The organism is Microbacterium sp. ARD31 (assembly GCF_031844425.1).
This window is the reverse complement of the sequence record NZ_JAUZVE010000029.1, coordinates 42,972-60,406: the sequence shown is the minus strand read 5'-3', so window position 1 is coordinate 60,406 and position 17,435 is coordinate 42,972. Positions and strand designations below refer to the sequence as shown.

Genomic DNA, 17,435 nt, shown 5'->3' with positions numbered 1-17,435 from the left:
CGTCAGTCGTCGATCCGGTCTCGTCGGCGACGCAGACCCGCGGCGACGAGGATGACGGCACCCGCCGCGACGAGCGCGCCGGCGCCGATCCACAGGCCCGTGAGCTGGGTGCCGTCGAAGCCCGCCCGCACGAGCGGGTCGGTGCTCTGACTGGTGTCGATGACGGCGCTGGCGGTGCCGCCGGCCGAGGTCGCCGAGACGGCGGCGATGTTGTACACCCCGCGGGCGTCGGAGGGCAGGGTGATGCGGACGGTGGGCAGCGCCCCGCTCGCGTCGGACTCGTAGACGGCGCTCGCCGTCGAGACGGCCATGCGCACCATCGCGAACGTCGCACCGGCGCCGTTCTCGCCCGTCACGGTGACCGTGACGGTCTCGTTCGGGCCGAACGTGGTGTCGTCGCACGAGAAGCTGACCGTGTCGCCCGGGCCGGCACCGGCGGCATCCGACTGGCAGGCGTCGACCGGCGGGTAGATCGTCGAGGCGTGAGCGGCGACGGGCGCGCCGACGGCCAGTGTCGCGAAGACGGTGGTCGTGAGGAGGGCGCGGGGGAGACGGCGCATGGATGCTGCTTTCAGGCCGGGTACTCACCTGAGTGTAACTGAGGCCGCCCAACCTGCGGTTTCCGTCGTGTGACGATTCGGGGTGCCGGCCGGGTCAGCCGAGGACAGCGCCGTCGGCGGGGTCGCACGACGCGCGCACGATCGGCGAGAGATCGGCGTCGGCGGTGGGGGTGACCCATGCCTCGGCGTCACGGATGTCGGTGTCGGCGGTGACCTCGATCGTCACCGTCTGCGTGTCGCCGGGCTTCAGGTCGACCGAGTACGACAGCACCTGACGGCCGCCGACCATGCCGCCGCCGAACCCGCTCTCCGTTGTGATCTCGGAGGAGGCGACCTCGAAGCCCTCGGGCAGGTAGACCTCGCCGACGACGCGGGCGATCCCGGGCGGGACGCCGTTGGCACCGCCGCCCGTGATGTATTCGGGGAACGAGGTGGCGGCGTCGGCGGGGGCGTTCGAGGTCAGCGTGACCTGCACGGTGAGGGTGCGCGGGGTGGCGCCGACCCCGCATCCGGTGATGGCGAGGTTCACGTCGGGCGTGACGTAGTAGTCCATCTTCGAGCCGGTGCCGTCGTTGAGGTACACGCCGAATCGCGCGGTGTCGTCGTCGTTCGTCGGGGGAGCCCCTGCGAGCGTCGTGCCGGCGAGGACGTCGGCGTCCGCCGGGACCGCGCTCCAGAGGTACAGGCGGTGCTCGGAACCGGCGCGGGACAGCGCGCGCAAAAGCGCACCGGCGTCCACGTCGCCGCTCGTCAGCGCCGAGAAGACCGCGCCCGCCGCTGCCGAGAACACGAGGTCCTGCTGGTCGGCGTCGGGGTAGTCGAGGTAGACGTCGTTGAGCAGGAACTGTGCGGCGCTGGCGCTTGTCAACGTCACGCCCGTCGGCAGGTCGACGGGGCCCGTCGCCTCGAGCAGGTACGACAGGGCGACGGGGTCGATGGAGATGACGCCGTCGACGGGCACGTCCTCGCGCGCCGCGAACTCCTTCGCCAACTCGGCGGTGAGCCGGAAATCGGGCACCTGCGTGATGTTCTGCAGGAAGCGCCCCGGTTTGGCCTGGTAGATGGAGGCGTACTCACCCAGGTCGAGGATCGACTCGGGGTACTGCGTCGTCGCGCGGGCCTGGATCTGCTCGCCGAGCGCGAGGCGTCCGTCGTCGGCGCGCACCGGGGTCATCGAGCCGACGATGCCGCCGAGGGTGCGCCATTCGGCGTTGTTCTGCACGAGCAGAAGGTGGTTGCGCGCGCCCTCGGCGCCGAGCATCGACGGCAGGAGCGTGCTGGCACGCGCGAGGGCGTCGGTCCCCGCGGCGACCTGCGAGAGGGCGTCGCCCAGCTGGTCGACGGCGTCGGCGATGGGGGCGACGAGGGGGGTGCGGTCGATCGCCGCCACGTCGTCACGAGCGGATGCCGCGACCCCCGCGGCATCCGTGGCCGGATCCGCGAGCGCCGCGAACGCCGACGTGTCGATGCGTCCGTCGACGGGGACGAACGCCTCGGCACCGAAGCCGACGGCGACGGAGGCGATGGGGCGGGCGGTGCCGGTGACGACGTCGTCGACCGCCGCAGCGACGTCGGCGACCGCGGCGAGCTGCGGGCCGATCCAGGCCACGCCCTCGGCGCCCTGCCAGAGGGGGTCGGAGGTCAGCTCCCGCGCGGCGGCGGTGTGGCGCGCGATCTCGTCGATCGCCTCACCCGCGGCGCTCAGGTCGCCGAGGTCCGACGCGATCTCGGGCGCCCGCTTCTGCGCGCTCGAGAGGTGGTCGTAGGCGAGGTACCCGCGCACCGCGATCCACCCCAGAGCGAAGAGGACGAACAGGAGCGCGAGCCCGAGGACCCACACGACGACGCGCCCCGCGGTGCGGGCGGCAGGGGGCAGGAAGGTCTCGGGCATCGGCATGATCCTACGGGGGTCGGCCGACTGCGCCGGATCAGGGGGCGAAGACCGCGCGTTCCCAGCGGTCGCCGCCCGAGACCTGTGCGTGCGCGGCGGCGTCGCTTGCCGCCGCGCGCAGGCGGTCGAGGTCCCAGTCCGCGAGGGGCGCGGCAGCCACGCCGATGCTCGCCGACAGTCGGACGGGCACGGCCTGCTGGTCCGTGAACGTGCCGATCCGCTCGAGGAGCTGCGACATGAGTCCCCTCACGGCGGTGTCGGGACGCGGCAGCAGAACGAGGACCTGAGTTCGTGACACGGCGTGCAGGTCGGCCTCGGGCGGCATCACGTCGCGGATGTCGTTCGCGAAGCGAGTGGTCACGCGCTGAAAAACCCGGCCGCTCGATGCCTCGAGCAGCTCACCCGGATCGTCGAGGCGGATGTCGAGAAGGGACCACCAGTGGTCGTCGGCGGCTCTCGCGCGGGCGAGGCGGTCGCGCGCGATCGTCGAGAAGTCTGGTGTCTGCTGCGGATCCGCGCTCTGCGAGCCGCGACGCACGAGATAGAGAAGCGTGACCAGCGCGCACACGAGATACAGCAGGGCGACGAGCTCGTTGAGCGCGTAGAGCCCGGACATGTCCGCCTCGGTCTGCCCACCCTGTCCGTTCACCCACCGGATGATGCCGTCGATGCCCACGAGGAGCGCGAGCCCGACGAATCCGACCGACGCGACGAGCAGCGGAAGAGACATCTCCAGCTCCGGCCGGCGCAGGCGGACGAGTTCCGACACGGCCAGTCCCGATACGACGGCCCCCACAGCGAAGGCGACGCGGAAGACCAACCCGTAGACATCCGTCTCCGCGGTGAGACCCAGCGCCACGGTCAACACGCTGAAGACGGTGATCGTGGGCACCAGCATGATCGGTTCACGCCCCCGACGGGCTCGCAGTCCGACCCACACGAAGGCGGAGGCGCACAGGATCGGGCCGTGCGCGGCGGCGCGCAGGAAGCTCGAGTCGAGCTGGTCGGCGACGACGAGCAGGTAGCAGCTCAGCATGGCGAGGGCGAAGCCCGACGACCAGATCGCCGCCGCGCGGCCCGGGAACGGGAGGAAGCCCAGCCCGATCATCATGATCGTGCAGGCGGTCGCGATCGCGACGAGCGCGATGGTCACATCGACCTGCGTCATGACTCGACCCCCTCATCACGATCCGCGGCGGGCAGTCGGACCGTGACGGTCGTCCCGCGTCCGAGGGTGCTCTCCACCGCGATGCTACCCCCGTGGGCCTCGACGATGTCGCGGGCGATGCCCATGCCCAGCCCCGTGCCCGACACTGAGCCCTCCTGCGCGTTCTGCGCCCGGAAGTACGGGGTGAACACGCGCTCGACGTCCTCGGCTGTCATGCCGATGCCCTCGTCGGCGATCGAGACGGCGACCCAGCCGTCGTCGTCGAGCGCCGCCGCGACGCGCAGGGTGCCGCGGTCACTGTACTTGATCGCGTTGCTCATGATGTTGTCGACGACCTGGCGCAGCCGGAACTCGTCGCCCTCGACGAGGAGGGGACCCGCGACGACGGATTCGATGGCGAGGGCCGAGGCGGATGCCGCGGGCTCGAACGCCTCGATCGAGGCCTCGACGAGCGCGGCGGCGTCGAACCTCGCGTGGTCCTCCGCGGCATCCGTCGACTGCGAGAGGAGGCCCTGGATGAGGGTGAGCATGCGCTCGCTCGCCGATTCGATGACGTCGAGGTGGTCGCGCTGCCCGGGGGTGAGGTTCGAGCCCTCGAGGAGCAGGTCGGCGTGGCCGAGGATCACCGTCAGCGGGTTGCGCAGCTCGTGCGCGACGACGCGGGTGACGTGGGGCCGCTCGCGCTGGGCCTCGGCGACGGCGGTGAGGTCGGCGAGCTCGATGACGACCGTCTGCTGGCCGAGGGAGTTGGGGGCGGCGTCGCGGATCGACAGTCCGAGCGCACGCCAGGTGCCGCTGCGGTCGAAGAGCCAGAGCCGCTCGTTCTCGACCAGCTCGCCTCGCACGGCGCGGGCGACGGTCGTCTCGGTGGGGCTGAGCGCCCGCCCGCGATAGTCGGAGTACTCGACGGCGCCGCCGACGGGGAAGCGCAGGTCCTGCGTGTCGAGGGAATACAGGGCGCGGTACGCGGCGTTCGCCGAGACGATCTCGCCGCCGGGCGTGACCCGCGCCAGCGCGACCGAGATGGAGTCGAACACGGCATTGACCCGCTGCTCGGTGGCCTGGACCCGGTCGACCGTGGCGGCCAGGCGGCGCGCCTGGTTGCGGGCGAGGACCCGGAACGCGCGGATGCGGCGGGCGCCGCTGGCGACCGTGATGGCGAGGAATGCCAGCGCCAGCAGGATGATCAACAGCTCGACGATCACGTCGGGCGAGAAGCCCCAGTGCGACGGGTCGGCGAGGCTCATGACCGCGACGGCGCAGATGGCGAGGACGATCTCGGCCGACCCGTAGTAGGTCGCGATCCAGGCGATCGGGAACACCCACAGGTAGCCGAGGCTCGGTTCGCTGAGGGTGAGGAACCCGATCGCGACGATGTCGACCAGCGGGAGGACGAAGGCGGCGTGCCGAGGTATGCGGGCCCACGGGGTGACCAGGGTCGCCATCGAGCAGATGACGATGACGAAGATCCCGACGAGGAAGCCCGGGCTCGCGAGCAGTCCGACGTTGAGGACGCCGACGACCAGCGTGATCGCGACGACGCTGAAGGTGAAGATGAGCTGCCACTGCCACACGGATCTCACACGCGTGCCGATGAGCTGACTGTCTGCCCAGCGGCTTTCGGTTGTCGGCATCAGTTGGCTCCGTCGCCAGTGTATCCACGCGCAGAGCGCGCAGCGTCAGAAGGCGGTGTCGCCGGGGGCGAGCGCGGCTCGTGCGGTCTTGAAGAGGATGACGACGTCGCCGACGAGCGTCCAGTTCTCGACGTACGACAGGTCGAGCCGCACCGACTCCTCCCAGGACAGCGAGGAACGGCCGCTGACCTGCCACAGTCCGGTGATGCCGGGCTTGACGAGGAACCGCCGGTGGACGTGATCGGCGTAGAGCTCCACCTCGCGCGGCAGCGGCGGGCGGGGGCCGACGAGCGACATCGATCCGCCGATGACGTTGAACAGCTGGGGCAGCTCGTCGAGGCTGAGCCGCCGCATGATGCGACCGATGGGGGTGACCCGGGGGTCGTTCTTCATCTTGAAGAGGACGGTGTTGCCGGCATCCCGTTCCTGCTCGAGGAGGGCGTCGAGACGCTGCTCGGCGTCGACCACCATCGAGCGGAACTTCAGCATCGTGAACTCGCGGCCGCCGTGACCGACGCGCGTCTGGCGGAAGAGGATCGGGCCGGGGCTGGACAGCCGGATCGATGCGGCGAGGAACAACAGGACCGGGCTGATGAGCGCCACGCCGAGCGACGCCGCGCTCACGTCGAGGATGCGCTTGGCGACACGCTGACCGCCGCTGAAGCGCGGCGTCTCGACGTGCAGCAGGGGCAGGCCGGCGACGGGGCGGCTGCTGATGCGGGGGCCGGCGATGTCGGCGATGCCGGGGGCGATCACGAGGTGCTGCCTGCCCGCCTCGAGGCTCCACGAGATCTGCTTCACCTTGTCGGCGGGCAGTTCGTCGGTGCTGGTCACGACGACGGTGTCGGCGTTCGTGACTTCCATCGCGCTGCTGAGGGCCGAGATCGACCCGATGATCGGGATGTCGGTGCCCTCGACAGTGTCGGCGACCGCCGCACCCGGGATGCAGGCGCCGACGACGTGGTACCCCGCGCTCGGGGTGCGGACGAGCTCGTTCGCGATGTCGACGACCGACCGCCGCGACCCGACCAGCAGGACGCGCGCCGAGAAGTCGCCCGTGCGGCGCTGGGCGATGAGCCACTGCCGCCAGAGCCACCGTTCGAAGAGAAGGACGAGGATGCCGAGGGGCAGGCTGATGAGCAGGAAGCCGCGCGCGACCTCGATCTGCGTCAGGAACGCGACGATCGCGATGACTCCGAAGAGGGTGACGCTCGACCGGGCGATCCGCGCGTACTCGGCCGAGCCGGCGCCGATCACCCGGTGATCGCGGGTGTCGGCGAGGCTGAGGGTCAGCATCCACACCAGGATGAGCCCGGTCGAGAAGGTCCAGTACGAGATCTCGCCCGCCACCCTGCCGTCGCGGATGGCGATCTCTGCGGCGCCGAGGCCGAACCAGGCGATCTGGGTGCCGTAGACCACCCAGATCAGAGCGAGGAGGTCGCTGACCCACAGGCGGCGCGCGTAGACGCGACGCCACGGTGCGGAGAAGGGGGCCGTCGCCGTCACCGGCGCGCGCCCGCTCTGTTCGTCCCTCGTCTCGGTCACCGTCGTGCTCGCCACATTCCCCCCAGGATGAGAGGGCTCTCACCTTCTCTCATAGGGCACCGTACCAGCGACCTGTAACACGGGTGTGTCGAGGATGTCATCGGTCTACACCGCGGGCGCGGCGGGAAGGCGCAGCGTCGCCCGCACACCCCGTCCCGGCGTCGAGACCAGCGTGACGTCGCCGTTGTTGCGGCGGGCGAGATCGCGCGCGTTGGCGAGCCCGAGGCCCAGGCCGCTGGCGGTGCGCCCCTCGGCTTCGCGGCCGCGGAAGAACCGTTCGAAGGCGCTCGCGAGGGTCTCGGGCGACATGCCCGGTCCGTCGTCGGCGACGACGATCGCGATGTCGTCGCCGTCACGGCGGGCCTCGACCCAGACGGTGCCGGCCTCGGCGAAGGTGACCGCGTTCGAGACGAGACTCCAGAGCGCCCGCCGCGCGTCGGGCTCGGCCGCCCAGACGTGCAGGCCGCTCGGCGTCGTCACGAGGTGGGTGCCGCGGGCGACGGCTTCGGGGCGGTGGGCGTCGCACACCTCGAGGATGAGCTCGTCGACCGGGATGCGGGTGGGCTCGCCGCCCGAGGCGGCCTGGGTCAGTCCGTCGAGCAGGCCTGCCAGGCGGGCGGCCCCGCGCCGGATCGCCTCGACCCAGCCGCGCTGGTCGCCCGACAGCGGGGAGTCGGTCAGCAGGTCGGCATAGCCGAGCACGTTGGTCACAGGGGTGCGCAGTTCGTGGCTCGCCGCGGTGACGAAGTCCTCGCGCTGGCGTTCGAGGTCGAGCTGCTGCGTCATCGCGGCCGCGCGCGCCCGCTCGGCGGCGGCGATGTCCTCGGCGGCCCGGACGGCGAGGGCGGCGTTGGTGCGCCCCTCGAAACGGGCGGTCGAGACGAGCACGGTGAAGACGCCGATCGCGCTCATGAACACGACGAGGGTCACGGCGGCATCCCGCGACTCGACGGTGCCGAGCCCGCTCCTGCCCCCGGCGGTGAGGGTGAGAAGGAGGACCGCGATCGAGGTGAGCAGCGCCGACCAGGTGGCGACGCGAACCGGGAAGCGCAGGCACGCGACCGCGATCGCCGCGAAGGTGAGGAACGACAGGTGTGCGAGGCCGGGTGGGCCGAAGGTGAGGATGACGCTGGCTCCGACGGCCGCGGCGTGCACCACGAGTTCGAGAGGACGAGCGCGCTCCTCGCGGCCGGCGGGGAGGATCGCGAGGCTCCCGATCAGGATCATGGCCGAGCTGTGCGAGGCGAAGATGACGATCGAGGTGGGGAAGAAGTCATCCCGGAGGAGCAGGACGTTGGTCGCGGCGATCCCGACGCTCGCGACGGCGGCGCCCCCGAGCACGGCCGCGACGAACCCCGTCGCCCGCGACAGGGTGTCGAGCCGGAATCCGGTGCCGCGCCGGGTGAGGAGCGCGGTGACGAGCAGCACCTCGAGGGTGTTGAAGAAGGCGTACAGCAGCCACAGCTCCCAGGAGCGGCCGGCGATCGCGTTGGCGGTGGCGGTGAGGGCGAAGATCAGCGCCAACACGATCCAGCGCCGTTCGGGCGCGACACGCAGCGCGAAGGCGAGCGACAGACCGGCGGCCGGCCACCAGATGGCGATCGGCAGGCCGTTCGCCTGCAGTCGGACGCCGACCAGGGCGAGCAGCAGGATGCCGGCCGACGTGAGGGCCCACCACAGGATGCGGCGGCCCGGGGCGAGGTCCGGGGCGAGACCTGCGGCGCGGCCGCGCGGCGGCGCGCCTTGCCCGCCCCCGCTTCTCGTCACGCGTACACCGTACAGTCGGCGGTGTTCCGGTGGGTACGGCGGTGTAATGTCTGCTGCATCGCCGACGTTCGGGGTCGGCGTCGATGACGCGAGGTGAGCGCGTGGCACACGTGCTGGTGGTGGAGGACGACGTCGATGTCGCGTCGTTGCTGCAGCAGGTGCTCGCGCGCGTCGGCCACGAGGTCTCGGTCGCTCATGACGGCGGCGCCGGGCTCGATGCGGCGCATGCGCGGCATCCCGATGTCGTCATCCTCGACTGGATGATGCCGATCAAGACGGGCATCGAGGTGTGCTCCGAGCTGCGGGCGGACCCGGGGTTCGCCGACACCCGCATCCTCATGCTCACCGCCCGGTCGTCGCCGCAGGACGTCTCGCGCGCGAAGGCGGCCGGGGTCGACGACTACGTCGTCAAGCCGTTCACTCCGCGTCAGCTGCGGGAGCGGGTCGAGAACCTGCTCGCCGGCTGAAGCGTCAGTCGGCCGGCACCACCAGCTCGCGCTCGAGCACGACCTGATCGCCGACCTGCCGCAGCGCCGTGCCCGCCTCGCGCGTGCCGAGCCCCGCCGGGACGGCGAGGGTCAGGGCGCGGGGGGAGAGGATGCCGGGGCTCCAGACCTGCACCCGCAGCCGGTCGCCCGTGCGGGTGAGCTCGACGGCGGCTTCGCGCGCGCCGGAGTGCTTGACGGCGTTCACGAGTACTCACCGCTCGCGAACGGGGCCGACAGGACGGCGACGGCGAGGTCGGTGCGGCGGCGCCACCTGGACGGCACCTCTGTCCTCGCGCCCTGCACATGGGCAGCGTAGCGGCAGTCCGGTGTTCTCAGCGCGGGACGGTGGTCAGGTCGTCGCCGGTCCAGAGCAGGACCGCGTCGGGGGTGATCGCGAGGGCTGCCGGGGTCGCGGCATCCGCTGTCACACAGGCGAGCGGGTCGGTGTCGGAGGTCAGCGACGTGAGCAGCAGGCCGTCGCAGTCCGGGGTGCGGGTCGCGGCGATGATCTCGCCGTCGAGGGTGTCGAGGGCGACGACGTCGGTGCCGATCGCGGTGGTCTCGCCGTCGGCGGTGGCGTAGGCGGTGCCGGCGCAGAGGAAGGCGACCGTGCCGGCGAAGGAGCGCAGTCCCCACGGGGCGGGGCAGGGCGCGGCCAGGGTGTCGCCGTCGACGACGACGTCGGCGCCGACGAGGTAGTCGGAGCGCGCGAGCACGTCGTCGTAGGGCGACCAGAACGCGCCGTCGGTGAAGGTGCGCAGGGCCTGGGTCTCGCAGTCCTCGCCGACGTCGGCGACGGCGGTCGCCTGGGTGTCGGCGACAGAGCGCAGGGCTCGCACTTGGGCGATGTCGCGGTAGAGCGGGGTCTCGTCGGTCCAGGTCGCGCCGTCGTCATCCGATCGCTCGATGAGGGGCGCCTCGCCCCCGCACGCGCCGGCGGTCGCGCGCCAGAGCACGTCGGTTCCGGCGGCGAGGTAGCGCTCGCCCGCGGCGAGTGCCGTGACCGCCGGAGCGGCGCTCGCCGTCGGCGACGGGCTGTCGACGGGAAGGGTTGCCGCGGGCACGGATGCCGCGGGCCGCGCGACGCGCTCAGGATCCATTCCCTGCGTGCGCTGCAGTGCGAGCGCGACCAGGCCGCCGACCGCCACCGTCAGGGCGACGACGAGGACGGCGACGACGGCGGAGGGCAGGCCTCGGCGCACCCGCGACCGGCGAGCCATGGGTCAGCGGACGGCGGTGTCGCCGGCGTCACGCGCTTCGCGTCGCGTGTCGAAACCGATCTCGCCGATGGCGGGGGCGGTGTCGGGCACGACGGCGACGGGCGCCTTGCGCTTGCGGCCGCGTGCCGCCTTGGGCTGCTCCTGCGTGTAGCCGTAACCCCCGTATCCATAGCCGTAGCCGTACCCGTAACCGCTGTAGTACGAGTCGGGTCCGCGGGTCGGCACCATCGACATGACGAATCCGGCGACCTTCGCGCCCACCGTGTGGAGTGCCTCGACGGCGCCCTCGAGCTGGTGGCGGGTGACTTTGCCGGCCGAGGCGACGAGGATCGCGCCGCTGGTGCTGCGGGCGAGGATGGCGGCATCCGTCACGGGCAGCAGCGGGGGAGCGTCGCAGAGGACGACGTCGAAGTCGCGCTCGAGGACGTCGAGGAGGGTGCCCATCTGCTTCGAGCCGAGCAGCTCGCTGGGGTTCGGTGGGATCTTGCCGGCGGGCAGGACGAACAGGCTGCGGCCGCCCCACGGGAGCATGACGTCGCCGACGCGGGCGCGCCCGATGAGCACGTCGGTGAGGCCGACGCCGCCCTCGATGCCGAGGTACTCGGCGACCTTGGGCTTGCGCAGGTCGGTGTCGAGGAGAGCGACCTTCTTGCCGGCATCCGCTAGGGCGATCGCGAGGTTGATCGTCGTCGTGGACTTGCCCTCGCTGGGGACGGAGCTCGTGATGACGAAGCTCGACCGGCCGCCCATGTCGAGGAACTGCAGGTTGGTGCGCAGGGCCCGGAACGACTCGGCGCGGGGGCTGAGCGGGTCGGCGTGGACGATGAGTGGCCGATCTTTGGCCTTCGCGTCGTAGGCGATGGCGCCGAGCGAGGGCGCGGAGGTGATGTGCTCGGCCTCGCGGGGCGTGCGCACCTTGTTGTCGAGGACGGTGCGGAGGACCGCGACACCGATGCCGAGAGCAAGGCCGACGAGCGCACCGAGCGCGAGGTTGAGCGGCACGTTCGGGCTGGCGGGGCTCAAGGCGGGCTGCGCGTCGGAGATGCGGGTGATGCGGATGGGGCTGCCGCCCTCGGCGATCTCGGGCTCGATCTCGGGCACGACGGTCGACAGGCTCGCGGCGATCTGGTTGGCGAGGTCTGCTGCGGCGACGGGGTCGGGGTCGGAGACCGTGATCGTGATGATCGTGGTGTTGAGCGCCGATGAGGCGCTCACCTTGTCGGCGAGGGACTCGGCCGTCACGCCGAGGTCGAGCTCGGCGACGACCGGGTTGAGGACGATCGGGGTCTTCACCAGTCCGACGTACGTGTTGATGCGGGTCTGCGCGAAGTTGGCGCCCTGCTGGATGTCGGATGCCGTGCCGCCGGTCTGGGTCGAGACGGCGACGCTGCTCGACGACTCATATATAGGCGTGCGCGTCAGCGAGTACGCCGCCGCAGCCCCGAGACCGACGAGCGTCAGCACGACGATGATGAGCCAGTTCTTGCGGAGGACGCGGATGTAGTCGCTGAGCTCCATGGTGCCTCTCGTGCCTACGCCCGGTCGGGCGTCCGATCAATTCGGCTCAGTCTGCCACAGGGGTGTGTCGGGCACGTGACGCGGTGGAGTCCGCACGGCTGCGCCAAGATCGTCGAGTGACGTATCTGCCGGACGATGTTTACGCGCTCATCGAGAAATCCGTGCCGATCCTGTGTGTCGACTTCTTTCCCTTCGAGGTCGCGCCCGAGGGCGGTGAACGGGTGGGGTTGATCCTGCGGCACTCGCCGTTCGGCGACGTGTGGTGTCACCTCGGCGGTCGTGTGCATCGTGGTGAGTCGCTGCGTGCCGCGGTCGATCGGCACGCCCGCGACACTCTCGGCGTGTCTGTCGAACTCCCGTGTGATCAGCCGGACTACGTCTACCAGTGGTTCCCCGCCGACATCGCGCCGACCGACGGCACGGCGCACGGCGACGACCCGCGCAAGCACTCCGTCGGGCTGACGTACCTGACTCGGCTGGCCGGTGTCCCGACGCCGCGGAACGAAGCGCTGGACTTCCGCTTCTTCCCGGTAGACGCGCTGCCCTCGCCGATGTGGCCGGGTTCCGCCGATCTCCTCGAGCGAGTGCTTCAGGCGCGGTAGTCGCCGACCCACCAGTCCGAGATCTCGGACATCCGGGCGGCGACGTCGCGGTGACGCGGGTCTTCGCGGAACGCCGCGAACGCGGCCTCATCGGCGAACGTCGCCTCTTCGATCAGGATGCGGCCCTTCCGCTCGTCGAGCGATCGGGCGATGCGCCAGTCGTCCATGCACGGCAGCTCGGCCAGCGATCGCAGGGCGTCGACCGCGCGCGTCACGTCGTGCTCTTCCACGTGGTCGTGGAAGCGGAAGAGCACGACGTGACGGTAGGTCACTGATTACTCACGGATGGTGTCGACGTGGTCGCGGTACCAGGCGACGGTGCGTTCGAGGCCTTCTTCCAGGCTGATCTTTGCGGTCCAGCCGGCGTCGGCGAGCTTGGACACGTCGAGGAGCTTCTGCGGGGTGCCGTCGGGTTTGGTGGTGTCCCATTCGGTGGTGCCGGTGAACCCGGTGACCTCGGCGATGGTGTCGGCGATCTCGCTGATGGTGACGTCTGTACCGGTGCCGACGTTGACCTGGTCGGGGCCGTCGTAGTGCTCCATGAGGTGGAGGACGGCGTCGGCCATGTCGTCGGAGTGCAGGAACTCGCGGCGCGGGGTGCCGGTGCCCCAGTTGGTCACCGCATCCGCGCCGGTCTTTGCCGCATCGTCGTACCGGCGGATGAGGGCGGGGAGGACGTGGGAGCCCTTCGGGGAGAAGTTGTCGTTGGGGCCGTACAGGTTGGTCGGCATGGCGCTGATCCACGGCAGCCCGTACTGGCGGCGCACGGCCTGGGTGTGCAGGATGCCGGCGATCTTCGCGATCGCGTACGCGTCGTTCGTGGGCTCGAGGTGCCCGGTGAGGAGGGAGTCCTCACGGATGGGTTGCTCGGCGAACTTCGGGTAGATGCAGGACGACCCGAGGAACGCGACCCGTTCGACGTCGTTCGCGAGGGCCGCGTCGAGCACGTTGGTCTGGATCCGCATGTTGTCGGAGAGGAAGTCGACCGGGTAGGTGCTGTTGGCTAGGATCCCGCCGACCTTCGCGGCGGCGAGCACGATGTAGCGGGGTTTGATCTCGCCCATGTACGCGAACACGTCGTCACGGTTCTTCAGGTCGAGCTCGGCGGAGCTCTTCCCGACGACGTGCGTGAACCCTTCGGCTTCGAGCTTTCGGACGATCGCCGACCCGACGAGGCCGCGGTGCCCGGCGACGTAGAACGTCGCGTCACGGTCGAGCTGGGTGGGTGTGTAGGTGACGCCGTCGGTGGCGGTGGTCACTTGGTTCCCCACGAGGCGAGGCTGACGGTGTCGATCCATTCGGGACCCTTTTCGAGTGCTTCCACGTCGGCGTCAACCATCAGCTTGGCGAGTTCCTTCCCGTCGATGGTGGGAACCCAGCCGAGCTTGTCAGCGGCCTTGGAGGGGTCGCCGATGAGCGCGTCGACCTCGGTGGGGCGCAGGTAGCGCTCGTCGAACTTGACGAACTCCTGCCAGTCGAGCCCGACGTGACCGAACGAGGTCTCGAGGAAGTCTTTGATCGTGTACCCGACACCGGTGCCCAGCACGAAGTCCTCCGGCTCGTCGACCTGCAGCATCCGCCACATCCCCTCGACGTACTCGGCGGCGTACCCCCAGTCGCGGATCGAGTCGAGGTTGCCCAGGTACAGGTCCTTCTGCACGCCCGCCTTGATGCGGGCGACAGCGCGGGTGATCTTGCGGGTCACGAACGTCTCACCGCGGCGGGGCGACTCGTGGTTGAAGAGGATCCCGTTGACGGCGAACATGTCGTACGCCTCGCGGTAGTTCTTCACGATCCAGTACGAGTACAGCTTCGCGACCCCGTACGGGGAGCGCGGGTAGAACGGGGTGTCCTCACCCTGCGGGGGAGGGGTCGCACCGAACAGTTCCGAGGTGGATGCCTGATAGAACCGCGTCTTGATGCCCGACAACCGCACCGCCTCGAGCAGGCGGATCGTGCCGGTGCCGGTGGTGTCGGCGGTGTGCTCGGGCTCATCGAACGAGACACGCACGTGCGACTGCGCGGCGAGGTTGTACACCTCGTCCGGGTTGATCTCACTCATCAGCGTGACCATGCGGGCGCCGTCGCTGAGGTCGCCGTAGTGCAGGAACAGCTTCGCGTTCGGGTCGTGCGGGTCGACGTAGAGGTGGTTGATGCGGTGCGTGTTGAAGGTCGACGCGCGACGGATCAACCCGTGCACTTCGTACCCCTTCGACAGCAGCAGTTCGGCGAGGTACGAACCATCCTGGCCGGTGATACCGGTGATGAGAGCGCGCTTGGTCACGGTGTTTCCCCCTGGGCTAGGTGAGGTCGTCAACTCGCCGACGCGAGGGTACGCGGAGACCGCGCACGGTCCCCATCGATGAGCGTTTCGAGAAGAGTAGCGAACGATTCGATCGCGAATGTTTCGTCGAGCACCGTCTCGCGATACCGCTTGCCGTTAGCGCCGAGCTGGTCGGCGCGGGCGTGATCGCGGCCGAGGTCGAGGCTCGCGTCGAGCAGTGCCTTGGGGCTGGCGGCGGGGACGACGACGCCGGCGCCGGCGGAGCGCACCTCGTCGGCGGTGATGCCTTTGGCGTCGGTGGCCGCGATGACGGGGCGTCCGCTCGAGAAATAGGACGTGAGTTTGCTCGGCACCGCCATCTCGCTGACGCCGGGGTACTCGTTGACGAGCAGGATGTCGGCGGCGGCCAGGGCTGCGGAGAACTCGGCGTCGGGCAGTGGGTCGATGAACTGCAGGGTGGGGATGCCGTCGCCGAGGGCGCGCAGGCGGTCGCGTTCGCCGCCGCCGCCCATGAGCACGAAGCGCACGTTCTCGCCGCGTTCGGCCGCGAGTCGGGCGGCGTCGACGACGTTGCCGAGGCCTTGTTTGATGCCCATGTTGCCGGCGTGGAGCACGACCACCTCGTCACCCCAGCCGCGGGCGGCTCGTGCGGCGGCGCGATCGATGGGCGGGGTGGGGGCGAGGTGCGTCCAATTGCGTACGACGTGGATGCGTTCGCGGGGGATGTCGAAGTCGTCGCTCACGCGGTCGGCGAATCGGTCGTGGATGACGACGACGCGATCTGCCTTCGACAGCAGCCACTTCTCGGTCAGCTGGATGATGCGGCTGCTCAGGCCGCCGGCTTGGCCGGTCTCGCGCAGGCCGAGCCAGTAGAGGTCCTGCACCCAGACGATGAGGGGTGTCTGGCGGTGGAACACCTTGAGGCGGAGGGCCGCCAGGGCCGACGAGAAGAGGGCGGGGGAGACGGCGATGACAGCGTCGGGCTGCCGGAGCGGTGCCGTGAGGAGTCGCGCTCCGAAACTGAGTTCGGAGAGCAGACGGCGGATGCCGCTGGGCTTGCGGGGCACGTAATGACGCAGGCGCAGCACGTCGGCGCCGTCGAGATGTTCGCTCCGCGACCACTGCCCGTAACCTGGCGACACACGCCACTCCGGATAATGAGGATGCGTCGTGACCACGTGAGTCCGGTATCCCCGCCTCGTCAGGCCGCGCGTCATCGCACCGGTGTAGGGAGAGATTCCGGTCGGCTCGGGAGGGTAGTTGACTCCCAGTACAGTGACTGCGGGGGCGGGACGCGACATGTTCATGACCCTAGCCGCGCGTCGGTTTCGGTCTGGTTTCAGAAGGTGGACGATGTCTGACATCCCGGTGATCGACCTCTCAAAAGCCCCAGGTGAGCGTGCGGCCTGGGATCGGCCGGCGTGGTTCGTCTACCTCTGGGCCGTGTGCGAGTTGCTGTTCGTGACGAATCCCTGGCAGATCAGTTCGGGGCTCCGGATTCGAGTGCTACGTGCTTTCGGAGCGACCATCGGCGCTGGCGTCGTTTTTCGACCGAGAACCAGGATCAAGTTCCCATGGAAGCTTTCGGTCGGCGATCGATCCTGGATCGGTGAGGGGGTGTGGTTCCACAACCAGGACCACGTCCACGTAGGTTCGGATGCTGTGATCTCCCAGGACGCGTTCCTCACGACGGGAAGTCACCGTCACCGCGAAGATATGGCCCTCATCACGCGGCCAATCTCTGTCGAGGACGGTGCCTGGGTGACGTCGCGCTGTGTCATTCTCGGCGGAAGTCGGATTGGTCGGCGCGCGATCATTCGCCCTCTGTCTTTGGTTGCGGGGGAAGCCGTCCCCGCCGGTGAGATCTGGGGCGGGAACCCGGTGCGGAAGGTAGCGAACCGCTGATGAGTCAAATTCCAGTCTCCGTCCTCGTACAAACCAAGAACGAGGAGGTGGGCATACGTGCATGCCTGGAGGGCCTTGCGGATTTCGACGAGGTGATAGTGGTCGATTCGAATAGCACCGACGCAACAGTCCGCATCGCCACCGACATGGGCGCCCGAGTCGTCAACTTTGACTGGAACGGTCGTTACCCCAAGAAGAAGCAGTGGCAGCTGGACAACGTTCCCGTCCGGAACACCTGGGTGCTCTTCATGGATGCGGACGAGACACCGTCTGCCGAACTTATTGCCGAACTCCGCGAACGGTTCGCTGACGGCGTACTTGGAGACGTCGCCGCCATGGATATCGATCTCGACTATGTATTTGCCGGGCGCTTGCTTCGGCACGGACATCGAGTAACCAAACGCGCGCTCGTCAAAGTTGGCAAGGTCCATTTCCCCGTAGTCGATGATCTGAACGCGCCAGGAATGGGTGAACTCGAGGGGCATTACCAGCCCGTGGCTGACGGTCGTGTTGAGCGTGCTCGGGGTCGAATCAAGCATAACGACTTAGACCCCGTATCGTCATGGTTCGCGAGACACAACAGATATTCGGATTGGGAGGCACATCTCCGTACGAGAAATGCACTCAAGGCGGAGATCCGCAAACGTCGTACCGCTAAAGGACGCCTCTTTGACGCCGTTCCGTTCAAGCCGTTCTTATTCTTTGTATATGCATACATCCTTCGGGCAGGTTTCCGTGACGGTCGCGCCGGGTTCGATTACGCATTCGCTTTGGCTACGTACTATTGGCAGATCGGCCTGAAAACGCGCGAGCTGTCGAGGGCAGAGGGCCGGGGTTGAAGCTTGAACCTTAG

Annotated in this window: 17 protein-coding genes; 4 read left to right on the top strand and 13 right to left on the bottom strand. The window is 69.4% G+C overall.

The window, feature by feature from the left end; all coding sequences use genetic code 11:
- Positions 1–2 precede the first annotated feature (2 nt).
- The 6 genes from Q9S36_RS36735 to Q9S36_RS36710 form a co-directional block, all read right to left on the bottom strand.
- A complete protein-coding gene (locus Q9S36_RS36735; RefSeq protein ID WP_311289726.1) occupies positions 3–560 on the bottom strand; it encodes a cell wall protein in 558 nt (185 codons plus the stop codon).
- A 94-nt stretch (positions 561–654) separates the two neighbouring features.
- The gene (locus Q9S36_RS36730) at positions 655–2,451 is read right to left on the bottom strand and encodes a DUF4012 domain-containing protein (RefSeq protein ID WP_311289725.1); all 1,797 of its coding nucleotides are present in this window, start codon (positions 2,449–2,451) and stop codon (positions 655–657) included.
- 37 nt (positions 2,452–2,488) lie between these two features.
- Positions 2,489–3,619, bottom strand: a complete 1,131-nt coding sequence (locus Q9S36_RS36725) for a hypothetical protein (protein WP_311289724.1) — start codon at positions 3,617–3,619, stop codon at positions 2,489–2,491.
- Complete coding sequence (locus Q9S36_RS36720) at positions 3,616–5,253, bottom strand: ATP-binding protein (RefSeq protein ID WP_311289723.1); 1,638 nt, start codon at positions 5,251–5,253, stop codon at positions 3,616–3,618. The genes Q9S36_RS36725 and Q9S36_RS36720 overlap by 4 nt, the downstream gene beginning before the upstream one ends.
- A 45-nt stretch (positions 5,254–5,298) precedes the next feature.
- Positions 5,299–6,759, bottom strand: coding sequence for a sugar transferase (locus Q9S36_RS36715; RefSeq protein ID WP_311289747.1), 1,461 nt, complete (start codon positions 6,757–6,759; stop codon positions 5,299–5,301).
- 144 nt (positions 6,760–6,903) lie between these two features.
- On the bottom strand, positions 6,904–8,565 hold the full coding sequence (locus Q9S36_RS36710; RefSeq protein WP_311289722.1) for a HAMP domain-containing sensor histidine kinase: 1,662 nt from the start codon (positions 8,563–8,565) through the stop codon (positions 6,904–6,906).
- A gap of 101 nt (positions 8,566–8,666) precedes the next feature.
- Here Q9S36_RS36710 and Q9S36_RS36705 point away from each other — a divergent pair, with 101 nt between their 5' ends.
- A complete protein-coding gene (locus Q9S36_RS36705) occupies positions 8,667–9,032 on the top strand; it encodes a response regulator (protein WP_253035297.1) in 366 nt (121 codons plus the stop codon).
- Between the two features lie 4 nt (positions 9,033–9,036).
- On the opposite strand, the gene Q9S36_RS36700 is transcribed toward Q9S36_RS36705, so the two are convergent.
- The 3 genes from Q9S36_RS36700 to Q9S36_RS36690 form a co-directional block, all read right to left on the bottom strand.
- Positions 9,037–9,258 (bottom strand): hypothetical protein, encoded by a 222-nt coding sequence (locus tag Q9S36_RS36700; protein ID WP_311289721.1) that lies wholly within the window; start codon positions 9,256–9,258, stop codon positions 9,037–9,039.
- Positions 9,259–9,385: 127 nt separating this feature from the next.
- A complete protein-coding gene (locus Q9S36_RS36695) occupies positions 9,386–10,273 on the bottom strand; it encodes a hypothetical protein (RefSeq protein WP_311289720.1) in 888 nt (295 codons plus the stop codon).
- Between the two features lie 3 nt (positions 10,274–10,276).
- The gene (locus Q9S36_RS36690) at positions 10,277–11,791 is read right to left on the bottom strand and encodes a polysaccharide biosynthesis tyrosine autokinase (protein WP_311289719.1); all 1,515 of its coding nucleotides are present in this window, start codon (positions 11,789–11,791) and stop codon (positions 10,277–10,279) included.
- A 116-nt stretch (positions 11,792–11,907) separates the two neighbouring features.
- Here Q9S36_RS36690 and Q9S36_RS36685 point away from each other — a divergent pair, with 116 nt between their 5' ends.
- Positions 11,908–12,393, top strand: a complete 486-nt coding sequence (locus Q9S36_RS36685) for a DUF4916 domain-containing protein (protein ID WP_311289718.1) — start codon at positions 11,908–11,910, stop codon at positions 12,391–12,393.
- Here the strand turns inward: Q9S36_RS36685 and Q9S36_RS36680 are convergent.
- From Q9S36_RS36680 to Q9S36_RS36665, 4 genes are read right to left on the bottom strand one after another with little or no spacing between them, the layout of a single operon-like run.
- A complete protein-coding gene (locus tag Q9S36_RS36680) occupies positions 12,381–12,647 on the bottom strand; it encodes a Dabb family protein (RefSeq protein WP_311289717.1) in 267 nt (88 codons plus the stop codon). The two genes, Q9S36_RS36685 and Q9S36_RS36680, sit on opposite strands and share 13 nt — an antisense overlap.
- Before the next feature lie 21 nt (positions 12,648–12,668).
- Positions 12,669–13,691 (bottom strand): GDP-L-fucose synthase, encoded by a 1,023-nt coding sequence (locus Q9S36_RS36675; RefSeq protein WP_311289716.1) that lies wholly within the window; start codon positions 13,689–13,691, stop codon positions 12,669–12,671.
- Entirely contained in the window at positions 13,649–14,677 is a 1,029-nt protein-coding gene (gene gmd / locus Q9S36_RS36670; protein WP_311289715.1) for a GDP-mannose 4,6-dehydratase, read from the bottom strand. Before gmd ends, Q9S36_RS36675 begins: the two co-directional genes overlap by 43 nt.
- Before the next feature lie 29 nt (positions 14,678–14,706).
- The gene (locus tag Q9S36_RS36665; RefSeq protein ID WP_311289714.1) at positions 14,707–15,978 is read right to left on the bottom strand and encodes a glycosyltransferase family 4 protein; all 1,272 of its coding nucleotides are present in this window, start codon (positions 15,976–15,978) and stop codon (positions 14,707–14,709) included.
- Between the two features lie 52 nt (positions 15,979–16,030).
- On the opposite strand from Q9S36_RS36665, the gene Q9S36_RS36660 reads away from it, so the two are divergent.
- Both Q9S36_RS36660 and Q9S36_RS36655 read left to right on the top strand, forming a co-directional pair.
- Entirely contained in the window at positions 16,031–16,582 is a 552-nt protein-coding gene (locus Q9S36_RS36660; RefSeq protein WP_311289712.1) for an acetyltransferase, read from the top strand.
- On the top strand, positions 16,582–17,421 hold the full coding sequence (locus Q9S36_RS36655) for a glycosyltransferase family 2 protein (RefSeq protein ID WP_311289711.1): 840 nt from the start codon (positions 16,582–16,584) through the stop codon (positions 17,419–17,421). Before Q9S36_RS36660 ends, Q9S36_RS36655 begins: the two co-directional genes overlap by 1 nt.
- Positions 17,422–17,435: the final 14 nt, after the last annotated feature.

Excerpts from the sequence above, each read along its gene's own strand:
- Q9S36_RS36695 (WP_311289720.1), bottom strand. The coding sequence starts at position 10,273 with ATGGCTCGCCGGTCGCGGGTGCGCCGAGGCCTGCCCTCCGCCGTCGTC.
- Q9S36_RS36665 (WP_311289714.1), bottom strand. The coding sequence starts at position 15,978 with ATGTCGCGTCCCGCCCCCGCAGTCACTGTACTGGGAGTCAACTACCCT.
- Q9S36_RS36675 (WP_311289716.1), bottom strand. The coding sequence starts at position 13,691 with ATGGATCGACACCGTCAGCCTCGCCTCGTGGGGAACCAAGTGACCACC.
- Q9S36_RS36725 (WP_311289724.1), bottom strand. The coding sequence starts at position 3,619 with ATGACGCAGGTCGATGTGACCATCGCGCTCGTCGCGATCGCGACCGCC.
- Q9S36_RS36690 (WP_311289719.1), bottom strand. The coding sequence starts at position 11,791 with ATGGAGCTCAGCGACTACATCCGCGTCCTCCGCAAGAACTGGCTCATC.
- Q9S36_RS36730 (WP_311289725.1), bottom strand. The coding sequence starts at position 2,451 with ATGCCCGAGACCTTCCTGCCCCCTGCCGCCCGCACCGCGGGGCGCGTC.
- Q9S36_RS36720 (WP_311289723.1), bottom strand. The coding sequence starts at position 5,253 with ATGCCGACAACCGAAAGCCGCTGGGCAGACAGTCAGCTCATCGGCACG.
- Q9S36_RS36655 (WP_311289711.1), top strand. The coding sequence starts at position 16,582 with ATGAGTCAAATTCCAGTCTCCGTCCTCGTACAAACCAAGAACGAGGAG.
- Q9S36_RS36660 (WP_311289712.1), top strand. The coding sequence starts at position 16,031 with ATGTCTGACATCCCGGTGATCGACCTCTCAAAAGCCCCAGGTGAGCGT.
- Q9S36_RS36735 (WP_311289726.1), bottom strand. The coding sequence starts at position 560 with ATGCGCCGTCTCCCCCGCGCCCTCCTCACGACCACCGTCTTCGCGACA.